The sequence below is a fragment of the Streptomyces sp. NRRL F-5755 genome (genome assembly GCF_001279365.1).
Taxonomy (GTDB): Bacteria; Actinomycetota; Actinomycetes; order Streptomycetales; family Streptomycetaceae; genus Streptomyces; species Streptomyces rimosus.
The window spans coordinates 57,891-81,277 of sequence record NZ_LGCW01000309.1; the positions used below are offsets into that span (position 1 = coordinate 57,891).

A 23,387-nucleotide genomic window follows, 5' to 3' on the forward strand; every position below is an offset into this window, starting at 1 on the left:
CGGTCGGCACCGCGAGAGGATAGCGAGCCGGTTGCCCGCGGGGTCCGGCCGTACGCCTGCGGGGTGCGCCCGGACGCACGACGGGTGCTCCCGGAAATCCCTGGACACCTATTCATCCCATGATTCTATGATGAGCCCCATGGCAGACGACTCCCTCGCGACGCTCGGCCCCGGCGCCGGGTCCTCCGGCCCGTCGCCGGAACAGCCCACGGGCGCACCGGCCCGGCCGGAAGCCGCACCGGGACCGCACCACCACCCCCCGGTCCCCGGCCGCGCGGTGCCGATCGTCATGATCCTCGGCCTGTTCCTGGCCGCCCTCAACCTCCGCCCGGCCATCACCAGCCTCGGCCCGCTCATGGAAGAGGTACGGTCCGGCCTTGGCATGAGCGCGACCGTCGCCGGCCTGCTCACCTCCGTACCGGCCGCGTGCTTCGCGGTCTTCGGCATCGCGGCGCCGCGGCTGGCCCGGCGCTTCGGCCCGGGCGCGGTCGTCTGCGCGGGCATGGCCGCGATCGCCGCGGGCATCGTCGTACGGCCCTACACGGGCAGCACCGCCGGCTTCCTCGCCGCCACCGCACTGGCCCTCGCGGGCATCGCGGTCAGCAACGTGCTGCTGCCGGTCGTCATCAAGACCTGGTACCCGGACCGCGTCGGCCCGCTGACCGGCCTGTACTCCATGGCGCTGGCGCTCGGCAGCGCCATCGCCGCGGCGCTGACCGTCCCCGTCACGGCCGTGCTCAGCGGCAGCTGGCAGGCCGGTCTCGCGGTGTGGGCGCTGATCGCCGCGCTCGCCGTCCTGCCCTGGCTGACCGTCGTACGCGGCCGGAAGGCCGAGCGCGGGGCCGCCGCCGCGGAGCCCGCGGTGCCGCCCGCCCTGCGGGTCGCCACCTCGCCGACCGCCTGGGCGCTGGCCGTCTACTTCGGCCTCCAGGCCACCGCCGCCTACGTCACCATGGGCTGGATGGCGCAGATCTTCCGCGACGCCGGGGTCCCGGCCGGTACCGCGGGCGTGCTGCTCGCCTTCACCATGGCGATCGGCGTACCGCTGTCCTTCGTGCTGCCCCGGGTGGCCGCCCGGATGCGCAACCAGGGCCTGCTCGCCGCCGGCCTCGGCCTGTGCGGGCTGGCCGCCTACGCCGGCCTGTGGCTGGCCCCGGCCGGCGGGGCCTGGGCCTGGACGCTGCTGATGGGCATCTCGAACTGCGCCTTCCCGCTGGCCCTGACCATGATCGGAATGCGGGCGCGGTCCGCCGACGGCGTCGTCCGGCTGTCCGCCTTCGCCCAGAGCGTCGGCTATCTGATCTCCCTGCCGGGCCCCTTCCTGGTGGCCACGCTCTACCAGCACAGCGGCGGCTGGGGGCTGCCGCTCGCGCTGATGGCCGGGCTGATGGTGCCCCAGATGGCGGTCGGGATGCTGGCGGGCCGGGACCGCCGGATGGAGGACGAGGCCCGGGTGCGACACTGAAGCCATGCCAGTGCTCGAACCGAATCCGCAGGGCGGACAGAAGAAGCTGCTCATCGTGCTGGGGGCGATGCTGGCGGTGACCGTCGTCATCGGCGTCATCGCGAGCATCGCCTCACCCTGACGCGCCGGGCGGCCCGGCCGGGAGGTGGTGGGGGTAACCCCACCGTCCCCTAGGGGGCCAGGGTCAGGGGTAAGTGGGTGGCGTACCGGATGGGAACGGCCGTCGCCGGACCGTAGGTTCGTTGCACACCGTGCCGCTGCGGTGGGCGCGGCCGCACCACGCGGCCGCGTCGTCCCCGCCAACGTCCCCGGAGGCCACCGATGTCCGCCGTGTCCAGCCGGCCGTCCGACCCCCGCAGCCCGGGTGCCCGCACCGGCCTGCCGTGGTGGGCCGTGGCGCTGGCCGTCGTCTCCTTCGTCACGCTGCTCATCGTCATGACCGCGCCGTCCCCGGCCCACGCGGTGAGCGCGTCCCAGGGCCTGGCGCCGCTGCTGGAGTTCCTCGCCCGGGTCGTCGGCATCGGCGCCTGAGGGCCGGTGGCCGGTGCCCGTCCACGGCGCGTTCACCCTGCGGGGGGAGCGCTCCAACACCTCGCGCCCCGCGCCGGGTTTCATGCGAAGCTGGGACACATGAGCGCCGAAACACCTCGCCGGATTGTCCTTCTTCGCCATGCCAAGGCCGACTGGTCGCAGGAGAGCGACCATGAGCGCCCCCTCGCGGAGCGCGGCCGCAAGGACGCCCCGGCCGCCGGCCACTGGCTGGCCGGAGCCGGGATCACCCCCGACCTGACCCTGTGCTCGACCGCCGCGCGCACCCGCGAGACCTGGAAGCTCGTCGTGGGCGAGCTGCCGCAGCGGCCCCGGACCGTCTACGAGGAGCGGCTGTACGAAGCCTCCCTCGGCGAACTGATCGCGCTGCTGAACGAGACCTCCGACGATGTGGACGACCTGATGCTGGTCGGCCACAACCCGGGCATGCACGCGCTCGCCGACGCGCTGGCGGGCGAGGCGGAGGGCGACCTGCTGCCCCGGATGAACCGCAGCGGCTTCCCCACCTCCTCGATCGCCGTGCTGACCTTCACCGGCTCCTGGAAGACGGTCGAGCACGGCGTCGGCCGCCTGGCCGCGTTCTGGGCGCCGCACGCCTGACCGGCACCGCAGGACGGACGAGGGCTCCGACGCCGCGCGCGTCGGAGCCCTTCACTGTGCCGTACGGTCTCGGCTGTTCCGTACGCCTCAGTCGTCGTGCGTGTCCGCCGCCTCGACCTCTTCGCGGGTGATGCCGAGCAGGTACAGCACGGTGTCCAGGAACGGTACGTTCACCGCCGTGTGCGCGGCCTGCCGGACCAGCGGCTTGGCGTTGAACGCCACGCCCAGGCCCGCGGCGTTGAGCATGTCCAGGTCGTTCGCGCCGTCGCCGATGGCCACGGTCTGCGCGAGCGGCACGCCCGCCTCCTGAGCGAAGCGGCGCAGCAGCCGCGCCTTGCCCGCGCGGTCGACGATCTCGCCGGTGACCTTGCCGGTGAGCTTGCCGTCGACGATCTCCAGCGTGTTGGCGGACGCGAAGTCCAGGCCCAGCTCCTCCTGGAGCGCGTCGGTGACCTGGGTGAATCCGCCCGAGACGACGCCGACTTGGTAGCCGAGGTGCTTGAGGGTGCGGACCAGCGTCCGGGCGCCGGGCGTCAGCCGTACCTCCTTGCGCACCAGGTCCACCACGGAAGCGTCGAGCCCCTTCAGAAGCGCGACGCGGGCGTGCAGCGACTCCTCGAAGTCCAGCTCGCCGCGCATCGCCGCCGTGGTGACCGCGGCGACCTCCTCCTCGCAGCCCGCGTGGGCCGCGAACAGTTCGATGACCTCGTCCTGGATGAGGGTGGAGTCGACGTCCATGACGACCAGCCGCTGGGCGCGGCGCTGGAGGCCGGAGGAGACCACCGCGATGTCCACTTCGAGGGCGGCGGCCTCTATGGCCAAGGTGGTGCGCAGGGTGTCCGTCGCGGTGCCGGAGACCGCGAACTCCACGGCGGTGACGGGGTACTTGGCGAGCCGGAAGATGCGGTCGATGTTGGCGCCGGTGCCGGTGATCGCGGCGGCGATGGCGGCGGTGGACTCGGCGGTGAGCGGGTGGCCGAGCACGGTGACGTGCGAGCGGCCGGTGCCGCGCGGCCGGTTGTCGCCGGTGCCGGAGATGATCTCGGCCTGGAGGTTCAGCGACTCGGCCCAGCTGTGCACGGTGGCGCGCAGGTCGCCCTCGGTGACGCCGGACGAGCCGCCGGCCGGGACGGGCGAGGTGACCAGGACGCACAGCACGATGCGGCCCCGGGTCACCACCTGTTCGATGTCGACGACGTCGACGGAGTAGGCGGCGAGGGTGTCGAAGAGTCCGGCGGTGATGCCCGGCCGGTCCTTCCCGAAGATCTTGACGAGGAGGGTTGGTACGTCGTCGCCCGGTACGGCGGTGGCAGGCGGGATCTGCGATGCGCTCATGGTGCTCTTACGGTAACCGGACACCGCCGGCTCCCGTACAGGTGTCCGTGGTCCGGACGCCCCGCTGTTCAGTGGCGTTCTCCCGGAGTTCGGGCGCGGGCCGTCAGCGGCCTCGTCCGGGCCGTCCGGGCGGCGGCGGACCGTCGGGCGGGTCCTCGCGGCGTTTCCGGGGCGCGCCGTGCGGCTTGGGCGGCACCGGGGGACGCGGGGGAGGGGGCGGCTGGTAGCCGCCGCCCACGGTGGGGTGGGACTCCGGCGGCGGGGGAGCCTCGGGCGGCCTGCTCCCTGGGCGGCGCGCCGTGGGTGCCGCGTGCCCGGCGGGCGGCGGGCCCCAGTCGCGTGTGTGCGGGGGCTGCTCCGGGGGCGGCGGCCAGGTCTGGGTCTCCGGCGGCGGTCCCGCCGGTGGCGACGGCCAACTCTGCCGGCGCGGCGGCTGCCCGGGTGGGGGCGGTGGGGGAGTCCGGCCGCCTTCCGGCCGGCGCGGGTACGGCTCCCGGCTTTCCGGCGGGCGCATGTACGGGTTCGTGTCGGCGTTCGGGGGCCGGTACACGGGGGAGGGCGTGTACGGGCCGGGCTCGTAGGCGGTGTCGGGGTAGCCCGCGGCGCCGTACCCCTGCGTGGGGGCCGCGTGCCGGTGGCCTTGCCTCTGAGTACGGGCGTCGGCGTCCTGCCCATACCCCCGTACGTCCTCCGGCTCCGGCCCCGCGCGCTCCGGCAGCCGTACGGCACGCCGCCCGGCCGCCCCGGTGGCGCACGCCAGCAGGCCGCCCACCAGCCCCGCCACCACACCCCACACCGCCCCCAGCGCGAACGCCGCGGGTACGCTCCCGCGCAGCTCCAGGCCCGCGCCGAAGGCGTCGAACCCGAAGACGGACAGGCTCGCGTTCGCCGAGACGCCGGTCAGGTGCACCATCAGCGGCAGCGCGAGCGCCGTCAGCGCGCCCAGCCCGGCCGCGCAGCGCAGCACGAACGGCAGCGTACGGGCGCCCTCCCGCGGCGTACGGACGGCCGTGAGCACGCCCGCGAGCAGCATCATCAGCACGGCGGCCACCGGCAGCAGCCACACCCGCCCGTCCAGCTCGGCGAGCCGCCCGATGGTCAGCCGCGCCCCGTTCCCGCCGTCGAGCAGCCGGTCCACGGGGTCGGGCAGGAAGCGGGTGAGCACACCGGAGGCGCTGCCGTGCCAGGGGACGAAGAGGCCGAGCGGGATGCCGAGCCACACGCCGTTCGGGGCGGCGAGCAGCGCCGCGCCCAGCACCCGCCGCGGATGATCGTCGCCGATCGCCGCGTACCCGGCCGCCGCCAGCCCCGCCGCCACCGCCACCAGCGCCACCGTGACCAGCGCCGACGCCGCGGGCCGCACGAAGCGGTGGGCCGCGGTGAGCGCGCGGGGCAGCGGGGCCCACCGGGCCGCCAGCACCGTGATCACCAGCACCCCGAGCACCCACACCAGGCCGCCCGCCAGGGAGGCACCCGTATCCACCGCGAATCCGACCGACGCCTTGGCGCCGATCAGGTCGGCGATCCGCTCCGGCAGCCCGCCGTCGTCGCCGTCCCCGATCCCGAGGCCGCCCAGGCCGTCCCGCAGCCGGTCCAGCAGTCCGCCGTCACCGCCCCCGCCCCCGCCTCCGGAGCCCCCGCCGCCGACGAGCCCGCCCAGCCCGGCCAGCGTCTTGCCGTCGATCGTTACGGAGTCGTGTCCGGCCCAGGCCAGGAAGGCCAGCAGCGCGACGAACAGACCCGCCAACACCCCGGCGCGGACGGCCAGTTCGCCCCAGCCGACGGTCGCGCCGACCCGGCGCAGCGACCGGGCGAACACCCACCCCAGCACCAGGGCACCCACCAGGCCCACACCCAACGGCGCGATGTCAACGGCGGATTCGGCCGCCTGCCCCTCCAGCCCGAAGGCGCTCACATCGCCCGACGGCGTCACCGAGCCGCCCACGGCCAGCACCACCGCCGCGGCGGTCAGCGGCCCCAGCGACGCCGCGGAGTCGGCGCCCAGCAGATGCAGCCCCAGCGCCGCCACCCCGGCCATCGCCAGGAACGCCCAGCTGACGGCGGCGACGGCGGACAGCAGAACGTCGCCCCAGCGGATCCGTGCGGTGGTGCCGGCGGTCATCGAAGCCCCCGATCCGGGTCGAGTCGCCCCGAACGCGCACGATGCCATGATCCGTACGCTTCCGTGGTCGCTTACCACTGTCCGTGGGCGTTTCGCCGTCGTCAACGCACCCGGCCGATGACCTTGCCGGACCCGTTTTTTGGCTCCGGGCACCGTGCCTGAAATAGTTCCTCACGATGTTCGCCATCCCTAGACTTCCCATACAGGGCGTCACTCGGGGGACTATGTAATGGGGCATGGAGTGCCTGAACTCGTACTCGAATTGAACGGACGGACCTGGACGCTCGACCCGTCCCGGTCCTACAGCCTGGGGCGTGATCCCCAGGGCGACATGGTGCTGGACGACGCCAGGGTCTCCTGGCGGCACGCCATCGTGCGCTGGGGCGGGCACAGTTGGGTCATCGAAGATCAGGGCAGCACCAACGGCACGTACGTGCAGGGGCAGCGCATCCACCAGCTGGAGATCGGCCCCGGCTCCGCGGTGCACCTCGGCAACGCCACGGACGGCCCGCGGCTGACCCTGTCGGGCCGCGCCGCCCCGGCCGCCGGTGTGCACAGCGCGCAGACCGCGATGGCCCAGCCGCAGGTCCAGGCCGGGCCTGGATGGGCCGCGCCGCCGCAGGCCCAGCAGCCGCCGGTCCACCAGGCGCCCGCCCACCACCAGGCCCCGGCCCACCAGGTCCCGCAGCAGCAGGGCTGGAACCAGCAGCCGCAGGCCCCGTACACCCCGCAGCAGCCGCCCCAGGGCCGGCCCCCTGTGGCGCAGCAGCCCCCCGTGGCCCAGCAGCCTCCGGCCGACCGGTCCGCCGCCGCCCCGCCGGTCTACGGCGACCGCAGCCCGACCACGTTCCACCGCCTCGACCTCGGCCGCGTCATGCGCATCGGCCGCGCGCTGGAGAACGAGCTGGTCGTCTCCGACCTCCAGGTCTCCCGGCACCACGCCGAGTTCCGGGCCACGCCCGACGGCCGCTTCGAGATCCACGACCTCGGCAGCCACAACGGCACGTACATCAACGGCCAGCCGGTACCGAAGTCGGGCAAGGCGCCGGTCGGCCCGAACGACATCATCGGCGTCGGCCACTCCACCTTCCGGCTGGTCGGCGACCGGCTGGAGGAGTTCGTCGACACCGGCGAGGTCTCCTTCTCGGCCCGCCACCTGACCGTCACGGTCGACGGCGGCAAGCAGATCCTCAAGGACGTCTCCTTCGGCGTCCCGGAGAAGTCCCTGGTGGCGGTCATCGGCCCGTCCGGGTCCGGCAAGTCCACCCTGCTCAAGGCGCTGACCGGCTACCGGCCCGCCGACCAGGGCGACGTCCTCTACGACAACCGCAACCTCTACAAGCAGTTCGCCGAGCTGCGCCAGCGCATCGGCCTGGTCCCGCAGGACGACATCCTCCACAAGGAGCTGACCGTCCAGAAGGCCCTGAAGTACGCGGCCAAGCTGCGCTTCCCCGGTGACACCGCCGAGGCCGAGCGCACCGCGCGGATCGACGAGGTGCTGCGTGAGCTCAAGCTCGACGTCCACAAGGACAAGAAGGTCACCTCGCTGTCCGGCGGCCAGCGCAAGCGCGTCTCGGTCGCCCTGGAGCTGCTGACCAAGCCGTCCCTGATATTCCTGGACGAGCCGACCTCCGGCCTGGACCCGGGCATGGACCGCGACGTCATGCAGCTGCTGCGCGGCCTGGCCGACGACGGCCGTACGGTCCTGGTGGTCACCCACTCCGTCGCCGAGCTGGCCCTGTGCGACAAGCTGCTGGTGATGGCGCCGGGCGGCGGTGTGGCCTACTTCGGGCCGCCGGAAGAGGCGCTGAACTTCTTCCAGTACGACTCCTGGGCGGATGTCTTCTCCGCCTTCGAGAACTACCGCGACTACGACTGGATGGGCCGCTGGCGCGGCTCCCCGCACTACCAGATGTACGCCGCGGACATCGACGCCGTCGCCCCGCAGTCGGTGTCGGTCCAGGCGCCCCCGGCCCGGATGCAGAAGTCACAGAGCTGGGGCTCGCAGCTGTGGACCCTGATGCGGCGCTATGTCTCCGTGCTCGCCTCCGACCGCGGCTTCCTCGGTCTGATGCTGATCCTGCCGGCCGTGCTCGGCGTGGTCTCCATCCTCATCCCCAGCCAGCACGGCCTGGGCTACGGCCCCAAGGGCCCCAACCGCGACGCCAGCACCATCATGCTGATCCTCGCGGTCGGCATGTGCTTCTCGGGCGCCGCCAACTCGGTCCGTGAGCTGATCAAGGAGCGGGTGATCTACGAGCGGGAACGGGCCACCGGCCTGTCCCGGTCCGCGTACCTGATGTCCAAGGTGATCGTGCTCGGGGTGGTCACCGCCATCCAGGGCGTGATCATCGCGGCGATCGGCTTCACCCCGCGCAAGATGCCCACCGAGGGTGTGCTGTTCAAGGACCTGCCCGCCGTCGAGATGGCGCTGGCGATCATCGCGCTGGGCTTCACCTCGATGATGTTCGGCCTGATCATCTCGTCGCTGGTCAAGACCGCCGAGAAGACCATGCCGCTGCTGGTCATGTTCGCCATCGTCCAGGTCGTCTTCACCGGCGTGCTCTTCCAGCTCTTCGACACGGTCGGCGTCGCCCAGGTGGCCTGGCTGATGCCGTCGCGCTGGGCGGTGGCCGCGATGGGCGCGACCGCCGACATGAACACGCTGCTGCCGTGGGAGGCGGGCAACCCCGACCCGCTGTGGAAGCACGAGGCGAGCGTCTACGCGATGGACCTGATCATCCTGCTCGCGCTCGGCGTCGCCCTGGCCTTCGCGGTGGCCCGGCTGCTGCGCCGCCACGAGCCGGAGGTCATGCGCAAGTAACGCGTGGCACGACGAACGCCGAGGGGCGGCACCCGGAAGTGGGTGCCGCCCCTCGGCGTCTGCGCGTCCGGCTCAGTACGCGGAGTTCACGTTGTCCATGGAGCCGTAGGTCGCGGCCGCGTAGTTGCAGGCGGCGACGATGTTGGCGACCGGGTCGAAGATGTCCCAGGAGGTGCCCTCGACGTGGTACGCCTGGAAGGTCGGGTCGATCACCTGGAGCAGGCCCTTGGACGGGGTGCCCTGCTGCGCGTTGGAGTCGTAGCCGTTGACGGCCTGCGGGTTGCCGGTCGACTCGCGCATGATGTTGCGGTACAGACCGTCGTAGGAGCCGGGGATGCCGTGCTTCTGCATGATGTCCAGCGACTCGCGGATCCAGCCGTCCAGGTCGTTGCTGTACGACTTGGCCGGCTCCGGGGCCGGGGCGGCGGCGCGGTCGGCGGACCGGCTCGCGGCCTCCTTGTCCTTGCGCTCCTGCTCGGCCTTGGCCTTGGCGTCGGCCTCCTGCTTGGCCTTGGCCTCATCCTCGGCCTTCTTCTTGGCCTCGGCGGCGTCCTTCTCGGCCTGCTGGGCGGAGGCGTCCGCCTGCTTGCCGAGGGTCTCCCGCTGGGTCTTGGCGGCGTTGTCGACCGTGCTGAAGGCGACCGGCTTGACGTTCTGGCCCGCGGCCCGGTCGTTCTGCCCGGCGTCCGCCGAACCCGGGACGAGGGCGAAGACCAGTGCGGCGGCACCGGCCGCGGCGACGCCGGCGGCCGAGAGCTTGTGCGTCCGGTTCAGGCGGGCGTAGCCGGGAATGGCGTGCTTGGGCATGCGGAGTCAGACCTCTTCCAATGGGGTGCGCCGCTGTGGCCGGGAAAGGCGGTGAACGCCGAGTTCTGTCCACGGCGCCGAGCGACGGCAGTCATTGTTAGCGGCCGGAAATTAGCTGAGCAAAGAGCCGAAATACGATCCCGCTTAGTGGAACCCGGGATGCGGATCTCGCGTCAGCGTCGGCTCATCCCAGCCTCCGGGCCGGGTCCACCCCAGGTATGCCCCGCATCGTCCAAAAGTCGTACGTGGCCGGCAAAGCCACTAATGCCATTCGTAAGTGACGTAGGTCCTATGCGCGGCGTCACACCGGGCGAGGGGTTTAGTCGCCCGGTGTGATTGCACTCGCACACTGTGTCAGTGAATTAGATCTCCACCAGCACCTGGTCCAGGGTCTTACGGACCAGATCCGGTACCCGACAGTCCTCGGCCGGATATCCCACCGGAATCACCGCGAACGCCTTCTCGTTCGCGGGCCGCCCCAGCACCTCCTGGAGGAAGCGCATCGGGCTCGGTGTGTGCACCAGGGCGGCCAGGCCCGACAGGTGCAGCGCGGACAGCAGCATGCCGACCGCGATGCCCACCGACTCGTCCACGTAGTAGTGCTTGTGCTTCGTGCCGTCCGCGCCCAGCCAGTACCGCTGCTGGAAGACCACGATCAGGTGGGGCGCCTCGGTCAGGTGCGGCTTGACCTCGTCCGTACCCAGCGGACGCAGCGCCGCCAGCCACTCCTCGCCGAGCCGTCCCGCGTAGGAGAGACGTTCCTCCGCCTCCGCCGCCTCCCGGATGCGCCGCCGCACCTCCGGGTCCTTGACCAGCACGAACGTCCAGGGCTGCTGGTGCGCGCCGGAGGGCGCGGTGGCCGCACAGGCGATGGCGTCCTTCACCGCCTGCTCCGGCACCGGGTCGGGGGAGAACTGCCGTACGGTGCGGCGCCGGTCCATCCGCTCCCGCAGCTCGGCGGCGCGGGCCAGGGATTCGCCGGCCGGCATCCGCTCGGGGTGGTACGGCACCGACCGGTAGGGATCGCCGTGGGTCGGTGCCCAGTTCCTCGTTGGTGTCGACATGCTCCGAGTCTGGGGTTCAGGACGGCAGGATGAGGTGGAGATCCCCGAACTCGTGCCACAGGTAGCGGCGGCGGACGGCCTCCGCGTACGCCCGGCACAGCGCGTCCCCGAAATCCGCGCCCGCCGCCACCTGCCCGACGGCCTCCAGCATGAGCAGGTGCGACGCCTGCGGCTCGTGCAGCCCGGTCAGCAGCCCGTCCACCGCCCGCACCCCGCGCTCCGGGGTGACGACCAGCTCCGTCCACCCGGACGCCGCGCGAATCCGCCCGTTCGCGTCGGCGGCGGTCTCCAGCGCCCGTACGGCCGTCGTCCCCACCGCCACAACACGGCCGCCGCCCGCCCTCGCCGCGTTGATCTGCCAAGCCGTCGACGGCGGCACCGCGAAGCGCTCCGGGTACGGCGGCTCGTACGCCTCCGCCGACGCCACCCCCGTGTGCAGCGTCACCGGCGCGATCTGCACGCCCCTGCTGACCAGCCGCGCCACCAGGGACGCGGTGAACGGCCGCGCCGCACTCGGCATCTCCGCGCTGCCGCCGCCGTCCGGCGAGCCCACCGCGAACACCGTCTGGTAGGCGTCCAGCGGCTGGTCCCGGTCCGTATAGCCGTAGCGGATCGGCCGCCCGTACCGGCGCAGCAGCTCCGCGACCGGCGCCCCGGACACCCGCGCCCACCACAGCCGTACGCCCCCGCGCTCCACCGGCGCGCGCAGCTCCAGCCGCGCCCCGCCCGGCAGCCGCACCACCGTCCCGGCCGGGCCGCCCGCCCGCTGCCGGGTGCTGCCGCAGCCGTCCGGCGTCCGCAGCTCCACCGCCCAGTCCCCGGCCGCCGCCTCCGGCCGCGGATGCTGCCGGTCGGCGCGCGTCGAGAAGTGCACCACCACCGGCTCGCCGCGGCCCCGCCCGTCCCCGAGCCGGCCGTCCAGCGCCGCCGGCAGGGTCCGCGAGGTGTTCACCACCAGGACGTCCCCGGCCGACAGCAGCCGCGGCAGCTCCTTGAACGCGTGGTGCGACGGCTCCGCCGTACCCCGGCTGACCAGCAGGCGCACCGCGTCCCTGCCCCGGCCGGGCGCCCGCTGCTCGGCCGGCTCCCGCGCCGACAGCTCCGGCGGCACCCGCAGCACCTCGGCGGTCACCGGGCACCGTCCAGCAGGCCGGGCGCCGCGTACCGCCCGCTGGCCGCGCCCGCGTCCAGCAGCCGCAGCAGCGCCGGGACGACCGTCCCGGGCAGCGGGCGGCCGGCGCCGTCATCGGTGGGCACGGCCGCCGCGTACAGGTCCGTCCGCATGTCGCCCGGGTCCACCCACCACACCCGCAGACCCGGCTCCTCGACCGCCAGCACCGCCGAGAGCTGGTCGAGCGCCGCCTTCGCCGCCCCGTAACCGCCCCAGGTCTCGTACGCCTCGGCCGCCGCGTCGGAGCTGATGTTCAGCACGGCCCCGCCCGTACTCTTGTGGTCCTCTATCCCTATCTGATAGCCGTTGTCCCCTATATAGGGAGAAGGCGTGGACGTCCCATAGAGCGACGACGCCCGCAGCAGCGGCAGCGCCTCCTGTACGAGCCCCAGCGGCGCCACCGCGTTGACCTCCAGCGCCGCCCGCAGCCCGTCGAGCGCATGCTCCTCCAGCCGCACCAGCGGCTCGGCGCCCAGCACGCTCGCGTTGTTCACCAGCAGGTCCAGCCCGCCCAGCTCCCGCGCCGCCGCCACCAGCGCCGCCCGGTGCGCGGCGTCCGCCACATCCCCGGGCAGCGCCACCACCCGTGTGCCCCCCTTGCGCAGTTCCCGCGCCGCCTCCTCCAGCGGTCCGGCCGACCTGGCGTCCACCACCAGATCCCAGCCACGCGCGGCCAGCGCCGCGCCCAGCGCGCGCCCCAGCCCCTTCGATGCCCCCGTAATGATCGCCACCGGCATGGCCCCGTCCCGCCTCTCCGCCTCGACGTGCGTTCGTACCGTCACGCTAAGAACGGGACGGACCGGGCCGCCTCGGGCAGCGGGCGGGCCGGGCCAGGGCACTTCGGCCTAGTCCCGACGGCCTAAGCGGAGGGCGACGGTGGTCCGATACGGCTGTCAGTGCCCGCCGGTACGGTGATGCCATGACCAACGGACCGCGGGACGCAGACGGGCCGGGCGCCGGAATTCCCGCCGTGAGCAGCGCGATCCTCGCCATGAGCCGGCACCTGGAGGTGCGCGACGTCCTCAAGACGATCGTCGCCTCCGCCCGCGAACTCCTCGACGCCGAATACGCCGCGCTCGGCGTCCCCGACGATCACGGCGGCTTCGCACAGTTCGTCGTCGACGGCGTCAGCGAGGAGCAGTGGAAGGCCATCGGCCCGCTGCCCCGCCAGCACGGCGTCCTCGCGGCCATGCTGCACAACGCCACCCCGGAGCGGCTCGCCGACGTCCGCGCTGACCCGCGCTTCGGCGGCTGGCCCGCGGCCCACCCCGACATGTCCGACTTCATCGGCATGCCGGTCGCCGACGGCGACGAGATCCTCGGCGCGCTCTTCCTCGCCAACAAGCGCTGCCCCAAGCCCGCGGGCGGCTGCGGCTTCACCGCCGAGGACGAGCGGCTGCTCGGCATACTCGCCCAGCACGCCGCCATCGCCCTGACCAACGCCCGGCTGTACGAACGCAGCCGCGAGCTGACCATCGCGGGGGAGCGCGCCCGCCTCGCCCACGAACTGCACGACGCCGTCGCCCAGAAACTCTTCTCGCTGCGGCTGACCGCGCAGGCCGCCACCGCCCTCGTCGACCGCGACCCGGCGCGCGCCAAGGGCGAGTTGCAGCAGGTCGCCGCCCTCGCCGCGGAGGCCGCCGACGAACTGCGCGCCGCCGTCGTCGAGTTGCGGCCCGCCGCCCTGGACGAGGACGGCCTCGTCGCCACCCTGCGCTCCCAGACCCAGGTCCTGGACCGCGCCCACCACGCCCGCGTCACCTTCGAGGCCCGCGGCGTACGGGCCCTGCCGGCCTCCCAGGAAGAGGCGCTGCTGCGCGTCGCCCAGGAAGCCCTGCACAACGCCCTGCGGCACGCCCGCGCCGGCCGGGTCGAGGTGACCCTCGTACGGCGCGGCCAGGGCGCCCTGCTGCGCGTCGCCGACGACGGCCGCGGCTTCGACACCCGCGCGGTGCGCCGCGCCGGACGGCACCTGGGCCTGGTGTCGATGCGCGACCGGGCGAGCGGCGTCGGCGGCCGGCTCACCGTGGAATCGGAGCCCGGCAAGGGCACCGCTGTGGAGATGGAGGTACCCGGTGGGTGACAAGGACAGGGGCGGCGCGATGGCGGACGACGGGCGGACGATCCGGGTGCTGCTGGTCGACGACCACCAGGTCGTACGGCGCGGCCTGCGCACGTTCCTGGAGGTCCAGGACGACATCGAGGTGGTGGGGGAGGCGTCCGACGGCGACGAGGGCATCGCCGCCGCCGAGCAACTGCGCCCGGACGTCGTCCTGATGGACGTCAAGATGCCGGGCACGGACGGCATCGAGGCGCTGCGCAAGCTGCGCGAACTGGACAACCCGGCGCGCGTGCTGGTCGTCACCAGCTTCACCGAGCAGCGCACCGTCGTCCCCGCGCTCCGCGCGGGCGCGGCCGGCTACGTCTACAAGGACGTGGACCCGGAGGCGCTGGCCGGCGCCATCCGCTCCGTACACGCCGGGCACGTCCTGCTCCAGCCCGAGGTGGCCGGCGCGCTGCTCGCCCAGGAGGAGGGCAACAACGGCCAGGGGCGCGGCACTTCGCTGACCGACCGGGAGCGCGAGGTGCTGGCCCTGATCGCGGACGGCCGCTCCAACCGCGAGATCGCCCGGACGCTGGTGCTGTCCGAGAAGACCGTCAAGACCCATGTGTCGAACATCCTGATGAAGCTGGATCTCGCGGACCGGACCCAGGCGGCCCTCTGGGCGGTCCGGCACGGCATCGGCGCCTGACGGGCCGGATTCCGGTCCGACTATCAGGGCGCGGGCCGCTCTGCCCGCATCCCATCCGAGATTCATACCGTCGGGTGGACGTCACCCATGTGGCGCAACCCGATCTGTGCGAGGCCGTTCTCCATGGCGTGCCGCGGGACCCGACCGCGGCCGTCGTCAGGAGAGGTCAGAAGAAGTGAAGAACATCAAGAAGGCCGTGGCCGTCACGATCGCCACGGGTGGGCTCGCCTTCGCCGGTGCCGGCGTCGCCTGCGCGCAAGGCATCGCCCAGGGCCACGCCGTCAACTCCCCCGGTGTCGCCTCCGGCAATCTGCTCCAGGTCCCGGTGCACGTCCCGGTGAACGTCACCGGCAACACCGTCACCGTCATCGGCGCCCTGAACCCGGCGTTCGCGAACCGCAGCCACAACTCCTGACGGCCGCCGGCGCGCCCGGCCGCCCGGCACCCACCGCCCGGCGGCCCGGCCGCAGCGAGCACCCCACCACCATCCCGGCCCCGCACCGACACGTGAGGAACACCTACATGAACACCGCCAAGAAGGCCGCTCTCATCCTCGCCACCGCCGGACTGGCCGCCGGCGCCGCCGCCGGCTCGGCCGCAGCGACCGGTCACGCGCACGCCAACGGCGCGGCCACCAAGTCCCCCGGCGTCCTGTCGGGCAACCTCGTCCAGATCCCCGTGGACGTGCCCGTGAACGTCACCGGCAACAGCATCAACGTCGTGGGCGTGCTGAACCCGACCCACCACAACGCCGCCGCCAACCACTGAGCCACGGCGCTCCGGACCGCGGCCACGCCGCGTCCGCGCGAAGGCCCCGCCCGACCGCCCCCGGTCCGGCGGGGCCTTCCGCGTACGGCGGATGCGGCCGCCCTTCCGTACGCCGGGGCTTTCGCCGTACGGGGAAGCCGGGCCGTCACCCCCGGCGCCGCTCGGCCTCCTCCACGGACGCGTTGTACGCCGCGACCTGCGCGCGCCGGGCCGTGCGCTCCACGGGGCGCAGCGCGGCGGCCCGCGCCGCCATCTCGGAGGCGCTCACCGCGGCGCCGTGCTCCTGTCCGTCACGGCCCGCGCCCTGCGCGATGTCGATGAGCGCGCCGACCCGCTGCGCCAGCTCCAGCACCCGCACCGCCCGCGGCGGATAGCCGGGCGCCAGCACCTGCCGGCCCGCCTCGGCCCGCGCGCGGTACGCCTCCAGGGCCGCCTGGGAGACCGGTCCCGAACCGGCCACGTCCAGCCGGGAGAGCACCTCCGTCGCCTCCCGCAGCGCCTCCGCCAGCTCCCGCTCCGCCTCGCCGAGCGAGGGGACGTCGGCGGGCGGCGCGTCCCGTATGGGGAGGCAGTGCCAGACCACCTCGATGTGCACGTCGGCGCGCGGCACCCCGGCGCCCTCCGGCCCGGACTCGAACACCTCCGGGACGAGGCCCAGCGCGGCCCCGGTCGCCAGCACCGCTTCCTCGGCCTCCATCGCCCGCGCGTTGAACTCCGGCGGGCCGCTCAGCCCCAGCGGGTGCCCCGGCACCGGCAGCGCCACCCGCAGGCCGGTCGCGCCCAGCGCCCGCAGCCGCCCCAGCGCGAGCGTCAGCCCGACCGGGCCCGGCTCCCCGGGCAGGCCGCGCACGCGGTGCACCGCGTCGTCGTCCGCGATGTGCTGCACGGCTTCATCAGGTGAGACAAGACCGGCCAAAAGGGCATTTCCCCACGCGGCCAGGCGTCCCGAACGAGGTTCATCGAGCATGCTCCCCAGCCTAAGGACAGGCACTGACAGCGAGTGGCGTAGGTTTGCAGGGGGGAGGCGCCCACAGGCGCACGAGACGACCGAGATGCAATGGGAGACAACGCGCTCATGAGCGATGTGCTGGAGCTGGTGGACGTATCCGTGGTCCGCGACGGACGGGCTCTGGTGGACCAGGTCTCCTGGTCGGTCAAGGAAGGCGAGCGCTGGGTCATCCTCGGCCCCAACGGCGCCGGCAAGACCACCCTGCTCAACGTCGCCTCCAGCTACCTCTACCCGAGCACCGGGACCACCACGATCCTCGGCGAGACGCTCGGCAAGGTCGACGTCTTCGACCTGCGCCCGCGCATCGGCGTGGCCGGCATCGCGCTCGCCGACAAGCTGCCGCGCAGCCAGACCGTCCTGCAGACCGTGCTCACCGCCGCATACGGCATGACCGCCGGCTGGCGCGAGAAGTACGAGGACATCGACGAGCGGCGCGCCCGCGCCTTCCTCGACCGCCTCGGCATGAACGAGTACCTCGACCGGAAGTTCGGCACGCTCTCCGAGGGCGAGCGCAAGCGCACCCTCATCGCCCGCGCGATGATGACCGACCCCGAGCTGCTCCTGCTGGACGAGCCCGCGGCCGGCCTCGACCTCGGCGGCCGCGAGGACCTCGTACGCCGCCTCGGCCGGCTCGCCCGCGACCCGTACGCCCCCTCCATGATCATGGTCACCCACCACGTCGAGGAGATCCCGCCGGGCTTCACCCACGTCCTGATGATCCGCCAGGGCAAGGTCCTGACCGCCGGGCCGCTCGACCTGGAGCTGACCTCCAGCAACCTCTCGCACTGCTTCGGCCTGCCGCTCGCTGGTCGTCGAGCGCAACGGCGACCGCTGGACCGCCCAGGGCCTGCCGCTTTCCTGACCTTTCGGGTCACTCCTTGACCGGACGGCCCCTGTCCCGGGCCGTCCGGCGGATCTACCATGAAGGCGTGGATCCATGGGTGTGGTGGCTCGTCGCCGCCGTGGGACTGGGCATTCCGCTCGTCGTGACCGCGATGCCCGAATTCGGGATGCTCGCGGTCGGCGCCGTCGCCGGCGCCGTGACCGCGGGGCTCGGCGGCGGCACGGTCATGCAGTTCATCGTCTTCGCCGCCGTCTCGGTCGCGCTCATCGCGGTGGTCCGCCCCATCGCCAACCGGCACCGCAGCCAACGCCCGCAGCTGGCCTCGGGCATCGACGCCCTCAAGGGCCGCTCCGCGACCGTCCTGGAACGGGTCGACGCCGCCGGCGGCCGGGTCAAGCTGGGCGGCGAGGTCTGGTCGGCCCGCGCACTGGACGCCGACCAGGTCTACGAGCCGGGCCAGAAGGTGGACGTGGTGGAGATCGAAGGCGCCACCGCGGTCGTCATGTAAGAGGCCGAGCCAGTCGTCGTACGAGCGCACCGATGAGCCGAACCGCCTGCGTGACGGCCGTTCGCTCTGAAAGACTCGATCAAGCGGAAGGCCGGCCGAGGCCGCCGCAGCCAGTCACCGAGGGGTACCGGGAGCCGCAGTGGAACCGATCATCATCGTCCTGATCATCCTGGTGGTGCTCGTGTTCATCGCACTCATCAAGACGATCCAGGTCATCCCACAGGCCAGCGCCGCCATCGTGGAGCGCTTCGGCCGCTACACCCGCACCCTCAACGCGGGCCTGAACATCGTCGTGCCGTTCATCGACTCCATCCGCAACCGCATCGACCTGCGCGAACAGGTCGTGCCGTTCCCCCCGCAGCCGGTGATCACCCAGGACAACCTGGTCGTGAACATCGACACCGTCATCTACTACCAGGTCACCGATGCGCGCGCCGCGACCTACGAGGTCGCCAGCTACATCCAGGCCATCGAGCAGCTGACCGTCACCACCCTGCGCAACATCATCGGCGGCATGGACCTGGAGCGCACCCTGACCTCCCGCGAGGAGATCAACGCGGCGCTGCGCGGCGTCCTGGACGAGGCCACCGGCAAGTGGGGCATCCGCGTCAACCGCGTCGAGCTGAAGGCGATCGAGCCGCCCACCTCCATCCAGGACTCGATGGAGAAGCAGATGCGCGCCGACCGTGACAAGCGCGCGGCGATCCTCCAGGCCGAAGGTGTCCGGCAGTCCCAGATCCTCACCGCCGAGGGTGAGAAGCAGTCCTCGATCCTGCGCGCCGAGGGTGAGGCCAAGGCCGCCGCGCTGCGCGCCGAGGGCGAGGCCCAGGCGATCCGGGTGGTCTTCGAGTCGATCCACGCCGGCGACCCGGACCAGAAGCTGCTGTCGTACCAGTACCTCCAGATGCTGCCGAAGATCGCCGAGGGCGATGCCAACAAGCTCTGGATCGTGCCCAGCGAGATCGGCGACGCACTCAAGGGCCTCGGCGGCGCCATCAACAGCTTCAACCCCGCGGGCGGCGGCGCCCCGGCCGCCGGCCCCGGCATGACCAAGTCCGCCCCGCACCGCGAGCAGCCGCCCATCGACTGACCCGGCTCCCCTCAGGGCCCGTTCCCGGCGGAACCGCTGTTCCGCGGGCGGGCCCTGATGCATGATCGGACCGTACCGATCATGTACGAGGGAGATCGCATGACCATGTGGGAAGCGCTCGCCGTCTTCGCCGCGGGCGGCGCCGCCGGGGCGATCAACGTCGTGGTCGGCTCCGGAACCCTGATCACCTTCCCGGTCCTGCTGGCCACCGGCCTGCCACCGGTCACCGCCAACGTCTCCAACACCCTCGGCCTGGTGCCCGGTTCGCTCAGCGGCGCCATCGGCTACCGCCGCGAACTGGCCGGACAGGGCCGCCGCATACGCCGCTTCGGCGCCGCGGCCCTGGCCGGCGGACTGATCGGCGCGGCCCTGCTCCTCCTGCTGCCGTCCGACGCCTTCGACGCGATCGTGCCCGTCCTGATCGCCGTCGCCCTCGTCCTCGTCGTCGTACAGCCCCGGCTCGCCGCCGCGCTGCGCGCCCGCCGCGCACGCAACGGCACCACCGCCCGTACGGACGGTGGTGCCCTGCTGCTGACCGGGATCTGCTTCGCGAGCATGTACGGCGGCTACTTCGGCGCCGCCCAGGGAGTCATCTACCTCTCCCTGATGGGCCTGCTGCTCAGCGAGGAACTGCAACGCCTCAACGCCGTCAAGAACGTCCTGTCCCTGCTCGTCAACGGCGTCGCCGCGCTCTTCTTCCTCTTCGCCGCGCCCATCGACTGGCTCGCCGTCGTCCTCATCGCCACCGGCTCGGCCCTCGGCGGCCTGATCGGCGCCAGGATCGGCCGTCGGCTGCGGCCGGCCGTACTGCGCGGGGTGATCGTCGCCGTCGGCATCGCGGCGATCACCCAGCTGCTGCTCGACTGACCCGTACGAGCGTTACGCGGGCAGCCCCAGCCAGTCCGGCAGCTCTTCCCGTACGGTCCCGGCCAGCGCCGCCACCAGCGCGTCCGCCGGCGTCGGCTCGAACGGCCGGGTCAACAGCCGCATCCCCGCCTGCTCCGGCGTCCGGTCCGCCTTGCGGTGATTGTCCTCCGCACAGGACGCGACCGTGTTCAGCCAGCTGTCGCCGCCGCCGCGCGAGCGCGGCACGATGTGGTCCACGGTCGTCGCCCGCCGGCCGCAGTACGCGCACCGGTGCTGGTCCCGTACGAGGACGCCCCGCCGCGACCACGCCGCCTGTCTTCGGAACGGCACCCGTACGTACCTGCTGAGCCGGATCACCCGTGGCACCGGCACCTCCACCGCGGCGGCCCGGATCCGCAGCCCCGGATGCGCCTGCTCGACCACGGCCTTGTCCTGCATCACCAGCACCACCGCACGCCGCAGCGACACCGTTGCCAGCGGCTCGAAGCTGGCATTCAGTACAAGTGTCTCGCGCATCCCGTCCACCTCCCGGTCCCCGTTCGCCGCTCGGCGAAGTGGATCCACTGTGCAGCTCCAGTGATCCCCTGGACAACGCAATTTCCGCACGCCACAAGGGAGATGGGAGGTGACGGGGAGGTGAAGGTACGGGTGCGTACGAGAGGGTGCGAAGAAGCGCTCGACGGCGCGAGGGAGCGCCCGGCGGCACGCCCCGGGGCCCCGCCCCCGTGCGTACACCGGGACCCCGGAGCGTATGGCAGCCGGCGCGGACGTCCGACACGAAACGGACTCCGACAGGCGGCCGGCGACACACCTGCGCCCCGCCGCCCCCGCCACTGCGGTGCCGGCTGCCCGACGGCCGTACCGCGAGCCGTTCGCCGGTCCATGCACCACTGTGCGAGCACGGGCGCCGGGGCGCAACGGAATTAGGCCGGTGCCCGCGCGGCCGCACACGGCCGCCGCACGGACACCGGCCCCTGCTCAGCTTCCGGCCGGCACCTCGTACTCGCCGATCAGCTGCGCCCGCCCGATCGCGTGGAAGCGGAGGTTGAAGCCGACCACGGCCGGCGTCGCGTCCGCGTCCGGACCGAGCTTCTCCTGGTCCACCGCGTACACGGTGAAGACATAGCGGTGCGGGCCGTCACCGGGCGGCGGCGCCGCGCCCGTGAAGTCCCGCGACCCCGCGTCGTTGCGTACGTGGACGGCCCCCTCCGGCAGCCCCTTCATGTCACCCGTACCGGCGCCCGCGGGCAGCTCGGTGACGGAGGCGGGGATGTCGAAGACCGACCAGTGCCAGAAGCCGCTGCCGGTCGGCGCGTCCGGGTCGAAGCAGGTGACGGCGTAACTGCGGGTCCCCTCGGGCGCGCCCTCCCACCGCAGGTGCGGCGAGGTGTTGCCCTCCGCCTGCACCTGCGCCGACGGAAGCGGGCCGCCGTCGGTCAGCTCGTCGCTCACCACGGTGAACCCGGCCACCGGCGGATGGAAATCGTGCGGGAGCGGCCGGCGCTTGAGCTCGGACACCTGGGCACCTCCTGAGTCGCGAATGGACAGCTGTCGGGCCAGGTTAGAGCCTGTGCCGAAGCTCCGGCCGGGCGCCCGGCCGGGGACGGCGCAGCCCTTCAGAACCAGTTCCGCTTGCCGCCGACCTCGGCCAGCCACTGGTTGAGGTACGCCGCCCAGTCGGTGGCCTGATAGCCGTCCAGCGGCACCACGAACGAACGGTAGGTGTCGCTGCCCTCGCTGAAGAGCCCCGGCTTCTTGTCCATCTCCAGCACCACGTCCATCTCGCGGTCGTCCGCGACGAAGGACAGCTCGACCTGGTTCAGGCCCCGGTACTGCTGCGGCGCGTAGAACTCGATCTCCTGGTAGAACGGCAGCCGCTGCCGGGTGTCCCGGATGTGCCCCTGCTCCAGGTCCGCGCTCTTGAACCGGAACCCGAGCCGGCCGAAGGCGTCCAGGATGGCCTGCTGCGCCGGCAGCGGGTGGACATGGACCGGATCGAGGTCACCGGAGTCCACCGCACGCGCGATCGCCAGCTCCGTCGTCACCCCGACGTGCATACCGTGCAGCTGCTGCCCCAGGAACGTCGTCACCGGCGTCTCCCACGGGATCTCCAGCCCGAACGGCACCGTGTGCACCGCACCGGCCTGCACCTCGAAGGCCCCGCCGAGTCGCAGCTTGGTGAACTCCACGTCCCGCTTGTACTCCTGATCGCCGCCCTCCACCTCGACGCGCGCCTGGAGGCCCACCGACAGGCCCTCGATCTGCTGGGCGACCGAACCGCCCTCGATCCGCACCTCGCCCTGCACGACCCCGCCCGGCACGACGTTCTCCTCGAAGAGCACCGTCTCCACCGATGCCCCGCCGGCCCCCAGACTGGCCAGCAGCTTCTTGAACCCCATGCTCATCCCTCCCAGGCAGACGCCTGTAGCTCGTGCCATGGGCCGTGAACCGGCCCGACCGGTCCCACGCCGGTCGGCGCGCTCCGGTTCCGTGTGCCACACCTTGCCGACCGGAACACCCCGGTGGCCAGTCGCGCGCCCGATGGTTCGCGTCGCTCTCCGTTACCCTTGATCCGCATGATCGTCGCACCGGACCGCCGACCGCTCACGCGGGACTTCTTCGACCGTCCCGTCCTGGACGTCGCGCCTGAGCTGCTCGGCCGCACCCTCGTACGCCGTACCCCGCAGGGGCCGATCGAGCTGCGCATCACGGAGGTGGAGGCTTACAACGGGTCGTCCGACCCGGGTTCGCACGCCTACCGGGGCCGCACCGCGCGCAACGCCTCGATGTTCGGCCCGCCCGGTCACGCGTACGTGTACTTCATCTACGGCATGTGGTTCAGCCTCAACCTGGTCTGCAACAAGGAGGACACCGCCAGCGGTGTGCTGCTGCGGGCGGGGGAGGTGCTCACCGGTACGGAGCAGGCCGCCGCGCGCCGCCCCAAGGCGCGCAACACGCGCGAGCTGGCCAAGGGCCCGGCCCGGCTCGCCACCGCCCTCGACATCGACCGCTCCCTGGACGGTACGGACATCTGTTCCACCGACCCGGACCAGCCGCTCACCGTGCTGTACGGGCACCCGGCGGACGCCGGCGAGGTGCTGAACGGGCCGCGTACGGGCATCAGCGGCGAGGGCGCCGTGCACCCGTGGCGCTTCTGGATCGACGGCGATCCCACCGTCAGCCCGTACCGCGCCCACGTGCCGCGCAAGCGCCGGAGCAGGGCTGCTTGACTCCGCCCCGACGACCGCCTAACGTAGCCCGAGCCGCTTGAGACGGGCAGCGCTGTCTGCGCGTGGCCGCCGAGCGACGCGAACCCACTACCTACGAACGATCACCCCGGGGCGGGGTCCTGTTTCGCTTGCCGAAATTCGACGCCAACGGCCCGATTATGAGTCGCCCGGGAATTCGACTAACGTAGTGATCACGCCGAAAGGCGTAAATCCCTCCAACGGGGAGCCGGAAACGGAAAGCGGAAACGCCGAACGGATCTGGTAAGGTTGGAACCGCGCAGGAGCCGAAAGGCCGAAACGCACCGGCGGAAATCAGGACCGCGAGGATCTGATAGAGTCGGAAACGCAAGACCGAAGGGAAGCGCCCGGAGGGCCCGGTGA

General features: G+C 72.7%; 23 protein-coding genes and 1 pseudogene. 14 read left to right on the plus strand and 10 right to left on the minus strand.

The window, feature by feature from the left end:
- Positions 1 to 139 precede the first annotated feature (139 nt).
- From ADK86_RS36425 to ADK86_RS36435, 4 genes are all read left to right on the plus strand, one after another.
- Positions 140 to 1,465, plus strand: a complete 1,326-nt coding sequence (locus ADK86_RS36425; protein WP_053700474.1) for a CynX/NimT family MFS transporter — start codon at positions 140 to 142, stop codon at positions 1,463 to 1,465.
- A gap of 4 nt (positions 1,466 to 1,469) precedes the next feature.
- Positions 1,470 to 1,586 carry an SGM_5486 family transporter-associated protein gene (locus ADK86_RS45340; RefSeq protein WP_254379843.1) on the plus strand — a complete coding sequence of 39 codons (117 nt, stop codon included), beginning with the start codon at positions 1,470 to 1,472 and terminating at the stop codon, positions 1,584 to 1,586.
- A 200-nt stretch (positions 1,587 to 1,786) separates the two neighbouring features.
- Positions 1,787 to 1,996: a hypothetical protein gene (locus ADK86_RS36430; protein ID WP_053700475.1), complete on the plus strand. Its 210-nt coding sequence runs from the start codon at positions 1,787 to 1,789 to the stop codon at positions 1,994 to 1,996.
- 99 nt (positions 1,997 to 2,095) lie between these two features.
- The gene (locus tag ADK86_RS36435) at positions 2,096 to 2,614 is read left to right on the plus strand and encodes a SixA phosphatase family protein (protein ID WP_053700476.1); all 519 of its coding nucleotides are present in this window, start codon (positions 2,096 to 2,098) and stop codon (positions 2,612 to 2,614) included.
- An 87-nt stretch (positions 2,615 to 2,701) separates the two neighbouring features.
- Here ADK86_RS36435 and serB read toward each other — a convergent pair whose 3' ends face one another.
- Together serB and ADK86_RS36445 are read right to left on the minus strand one after the other, a co-directional pair.
- On the minus strand, positions 2,702 to 3,949 hold the full coding sequence (gene serB, locus ADK86_RS36440; protein ID WP_053700492.1) for a phosphoserine phosphatase SerB: 1,248 nt from the start codon (positions 3,947 to 3,949) through the stop codon (positions 2,702 to 2,704).
- A gap of 103 nt (positions 3,950 to 4,052) precedes the next feature.
- Positions 4,053 to 6,071, minus strand: coding sequence for a streptophobe family protein (locus tag ADK86_RS36445; RefSeq protein WP_078952501.1), 2,019 nt, complete (start codon positions 6,069 to 6,071; stop codon positions 4,053 to 4,055).
- Between the two features lie 229 nt (positions 6,072 to 6,300).
- Here ADK86_RS36445 and ADK86_RS36450 point away from each other — a divergent pair, with 229 nt between their 5' ends.
- Positions 6,301 to 8,895: an FHA domain-containing protein gene (locus ADK86_RS36450; protein ID WP_053700477.1), complete on the plus strand. Its 2,595-nt coding sequence runs from the start codon at positions 6,301 to 6,303 to the stop codon at positions 8,893 to 8,895.
- 72 nt (positions 8,896 to 8,967) lie between these two features.
- Here ADK86_RS36450 and ADK86_RS36455 read toward each other — a convergent pair whose 3' ends face one another.
- The 4 genes from ADK86_RS36455 to ADK86_RS36470 all read right to left on the minus strand — a co-directional run bounded on the left by ADK86_RS36455 (position 8,968) and on the right by ADK86_RS36470 (position 12,674).
- On the minus strand, positions 8,968 to 9,702 hold the full coding sequence (locus ADK86_RS36455; RefSeq protein WP_053700478.1) for a transglycosylase SLT domain-containing protein: 735 nt from the start codon (positions 9,700 to 9,702) through the stop codon (positions 8,968 to 8,970).
- Between the two features lie 362 nt (positions 9,703 to 10,064).
- Positions 10,065 to 10,766, minus strand: coding sequence for a nitroreductase family protein (locus ADK86_RS36460; RefSeq protein WP_199834540.1), 702 nt, complete (start codon positions 10,764 to 10,766; stop codon positions 10,065 to 10,067).
- Between the two features lie 16 nt (positions 10,767 to 10,782).
- Entirely contained in the window at positions 10,783 to 11,898 is a 1,116-nt protein-coding gene (locus ADK86_RS36465; RefSeq protein ID WP_053700480.1) for an S-adenosylmethionine:tRNA ribosyltransferase-isomerase, read from the minus strand.
- On the minus strand, positions 11,895 to 12,674 hold the full coding sequence (locus ADK86_RS36470) for an SDR family NAD(P)-dependent oxidoreductase (protein WP_053700481.1): 780 nt from the start codon (positions 12,672 to 12,674) through the stop codon (positions 11,895 to 11,897). Before ADK86_RS36470 ends, ADK86_RS36465 begins: the two co-directional genes overlap by 4 nt.
- 182 nt (positions 12,675 to 12,856) lie before the next feature.
- Between ADK86_RS36470 and ADK86_RS36475 the strand changes: the two genes are divergently transcribed.
- The 4 genes from ADK86_RS36475 (at position 12,857) to ADK86_RS36490 (ending at position 15,458) form a co-directional block, all read left to right on the plus strand.
- Positions 12,857 to 14,020, plus strand: coding sequence for a GAF domain-containing sensor histidine kinase (locus tag ADK86_RS36475; RefSeq protein WP_053700482.1), 1,164 nt, complete (start codon positions 12,857 to 12,859; stop codon positions 14,018 to 14,020).
- Between the two features lie 19 nt (positions 14,021 to 14,039).
- Positions 14,040 to 14,690 (plus strand): response regulator, encoded by a 651-nt coding sequence (locus ADK86_RS36480; protein WP_003986410.1) that lies wholly within the window; start codon positions 14,040 to 14,042, stop codon positions 14,688 to 14,690.
- Between the two features lie 175 nt (positions 14,691 to 14,865).
- On the plus strand, positions 14,866 to 15,105 hold the full coding sequence (locus tag ADK86_RS36485) for a chaplin (RefSeq protein WP_053700483.1): 240 nt from the start codon (positions 14,866 to 14,868) through the stop codon (positions 15,103 to 15,105).
- 107 nt (positions 15,106 to 15,212) lie between these two features.
- On the plus strand, positions 15,213 to 15,458 hold the full coding sequence (locus ADK86_RS36490) for a chaplin (RefSeq protein WP_053700484.1): 246 nt from the start codon (positions 15,213 to 15,215) through the stop codon (positions 15,456 to 15,458).
- A 145-nt stretch (positions 15,459 to 15,603) separates the two neighbouring features.
- Here the strand turns inward: ADK86_RS36490 and ADK86_RS36495 are convergent, their stop codons facing one another.
- The gene (locus tag ADK86_RS36495; RefSeq protein WP_053700485.1) at positions 15,604 to 16,425 is read right to left on the minus strand and encodes a hypothetical protein; all 822 of its coding nucleotides are present in this window, start codon (positions 16,423 to 16,425) and stop codon (positions 15,604 to 15,606) included.
- Positions 16,426 to 16,533: 108 nt separating this feature from the next.
- Between ADK86_RS36495 and ADK86_RS36500 the strand changes: the two are divergent.
- The 4 genes and pseudogenes from ADK86_RS36500 (at position 16,534) to ADK86_RS36515 (ending at position 19,776) form a co-directional block, all read left to right on the plus strand.
- Positions 16,534 to 17,329 (plus strand): annotated as a pseudogene (locus ADK86_RS36500) (ABC transporter ATP-binding protein).
- Positions 17,330 to 17,408: 79 nt separating this feature from the next.
- Positions 17,409 to 17,819, plus strand: a complete 411-nt coding sequence (locus ADK86_RS36505) for an NfeD family protein (RefSeq protein ID WP_003986944.1) — start codon at positions 17,409 to 17,411, stop codon at positions 17,817 to 17,819.
- Positions 17,820 to 17,958: 139 nt separating this feature from the next.
- Positions 17,959 to 18,909 (plus strand): SPFH domain-containing protein, encoded by a 951-nt coding sequence (locus tag ADK86_RS36510; RefSeq protein WP_030372182.1) that lies wholly within the window; start codon positions 17,959 to 17,961, stop codon positions 18,907 to 18,909.
- Between the two features lie 99 nt (positions 18,910 to 19,008).
- Complete coding sequence (locus ADK86_RS36515) at positions 19,009 to 19,776, plus strand: sulfite exporter TauE/SafE family protein (RefSeq protein WP_030596816.1); 768 nt, start codon at positions 19,009 to 19,011, stop codon at positions 19,774 to 19,776.
- A 12-nt stretch (positions 19,777 to 19,788) separates the two neighbouring features.
- Here the strand turns inward: ADK86_RS36515 and ADK86_RS36520 are convergent, their stop codons facing one another.
- The 3 genes from ADK86_RS36520 to ADK86_RS36530 form a co-directional block, all read right to left on the minus strand.
- Complete coding sequence (locus tag ADK86_RS36520) at positions 19,789 to 20,292, minus strand: HNH endonuclease (protein ID WP_003986947.1); 504 nt, start codon at positions 20,290 to 20,292, stop codon at positions 19,789 to 19,791.
- Between the two features lie 462 nt (positions 20,293 to 20,754).
- On the minus strand, positions 20,755 to 21,294 hold the full coding sequence (locus tag ADK86_RS36525; RefSeq protein ID WP_053700486.1) for a YbhB/YbcL family Raf kinase inhibitor-like protein: 540 nt from the start codon (positions 21,292 to 21,294) through the stop codon (positions 20,755 to 20,757).
- Between the two features lie 98 nt (positions 21,295 to 21,392).
- Positions 21,393 to 22,175 carry a sporulation protein gene (locus ADK86_RS36530; protein ID WP_030596823.1) on the minus strand — a complete coding sequence of 261 codons (783 nt, stop codon included), beginning with the start codon at positions 22,173 to 22,175 and terminating at the stop codon, positions 21,393 to 21,395.
- Between the two features lie 177 nt (positions 22,176 to 22,352).
- Here ADK86_RS36530 and ADK86_RS36535 point away from each other — a divergent pair, with 177 nt between their 5' ends.
- A complete protein-coding gene (locus ADK86_RS36535; protein WP_030596825.1) occupies positions 22,353 to 23,006 on the plus strand; it encodes a DNA-3-methyladenine glycosylase in 654 nt (217 codons plus the stop codon).
- Positions 23,007 to 23,387 lie beyond the last annotated feature (381 nt).

Coding starts and splice junctions, on each gene's coding strand:
- ADK86_RS36475 (WP_053700482.1), top strand. CDS start 12,857: ATGACCAACGGACCGCGGGACGCAGACGGGCCGGGCGCCGGAATTCCC.
- ADK86_RS36515 (WP_030596816.1), top strand. CDS start 19,009: ATGACCATGTGGGAAGCGCTCGCCGTCTTCGCCGCGGGCGGCGCCGCC.
- ADK86_RS36430 (WP_053700475.1), top strand. CDS start 1,787: ATGTCCGCCGTGTCCAGCCGGCCGTCCGACCCCCGCAGCCCGGGTGCC.
- ADK86_RS36450 (WP_053700477.1), top strand. CDS start 6,301: ATGGGGCATGGAGTGCCTGAACTCGTACTCGAATTGAACGGACGGACC.
- ADK86_RS36535 (WP_030596825.1), top strand. CDS start 22,353: ATGATCGTCGCACCGGACCGCCGACCGCTCACGCGGGACTTCTTCGAC.
- ADK86_RS36490 (WP_053700484.1), top strand. CDS start 15,213: ATGAACACCGCCAAGAAGGCCGCTCTCATCCTCGCCACCGCCGGACTG.
- ADK86_RS36470 (WP_053700481.1), bottom strand. CDS start 12,674: ATGCCGGTGGCGATCATTACGGGGGCATCGAAGGGGCTGGGGCGCGCG.
- ADK86_RS36445 (WP_078952501.1), bottom strand. CDS start 6,071: ATGACCGCCGGCACCACCGCACGGATCCGCTGGGGCGACGTTCTGCTG.
- ADK86_RS36530 (WP_030596823.1), bottom strand. CDS start 22,175: ATGGGGTTCAAGAAGCTGCTGGCCAGTCTGGGGGCCGGCGGGGCATCG.
- ADK86_RS36435 (WP_053700476.1), top strand. CDS start 2,096: ATGAGCGCCGAAACACCTCGCCGGATTGTCCTTCTTCGCCATGCCAAG.
- ADK86_RS36455 (WP_053700478.1), bottom strand. CDS start 9,702: ATGCCCAAGCACGCCATTCCCGGCTACGCCCGCCTGAACCGGACGCAC.
- ADK86_RS36460 (WP_199834540.1), bottom strand. CDS start 10,766: ATGTCGACACCAACGAGGAACTGGGCACCGACCCACGGCGATCCCTAC.
- ADK86_RS36425 (WP_053700474.1), top strand. CDS start 140: ATGGCAGACGACTCCCTCGCGACGCTCGGCCCCGGCGCCGGGTCCTCC.
- ADK86_RS36495 (WP_053700485.1), bottom strand. CDS start 16,425: ATGCTCGATGAACCTCGTTCGGGACGCCTGGCCGCGTGGGGAAATGCC.
- ADK86_RS45340 (WP_254379843.1), top strand. CDS start 1,470: ATGCCAGTGCTCGAACCGAATCCGCAGGGCGGACAGAAGAAGCTGCTC.
- serB (WP_053700492.1), bottom strand. CDS start 3,949: ATGAGCGCATCGCAGATCCCGCCTGCCACCGCCGTACCGGGCGACGAC.
- ADK86_RS36520 (WP_003986947.1), bottom strand. CDS start 20,292: ATGCGCGAGACACTTGTACTGAATGCCAGCTTCGAGCCGCTGGCAACG.
- ADK86_RS36480 (WP_003986410.1), top strand. CDS start 14,040: ATGGCGGACGACGGGCGGACGATCCGGGTGCTGCTGGTCGACGACCAC.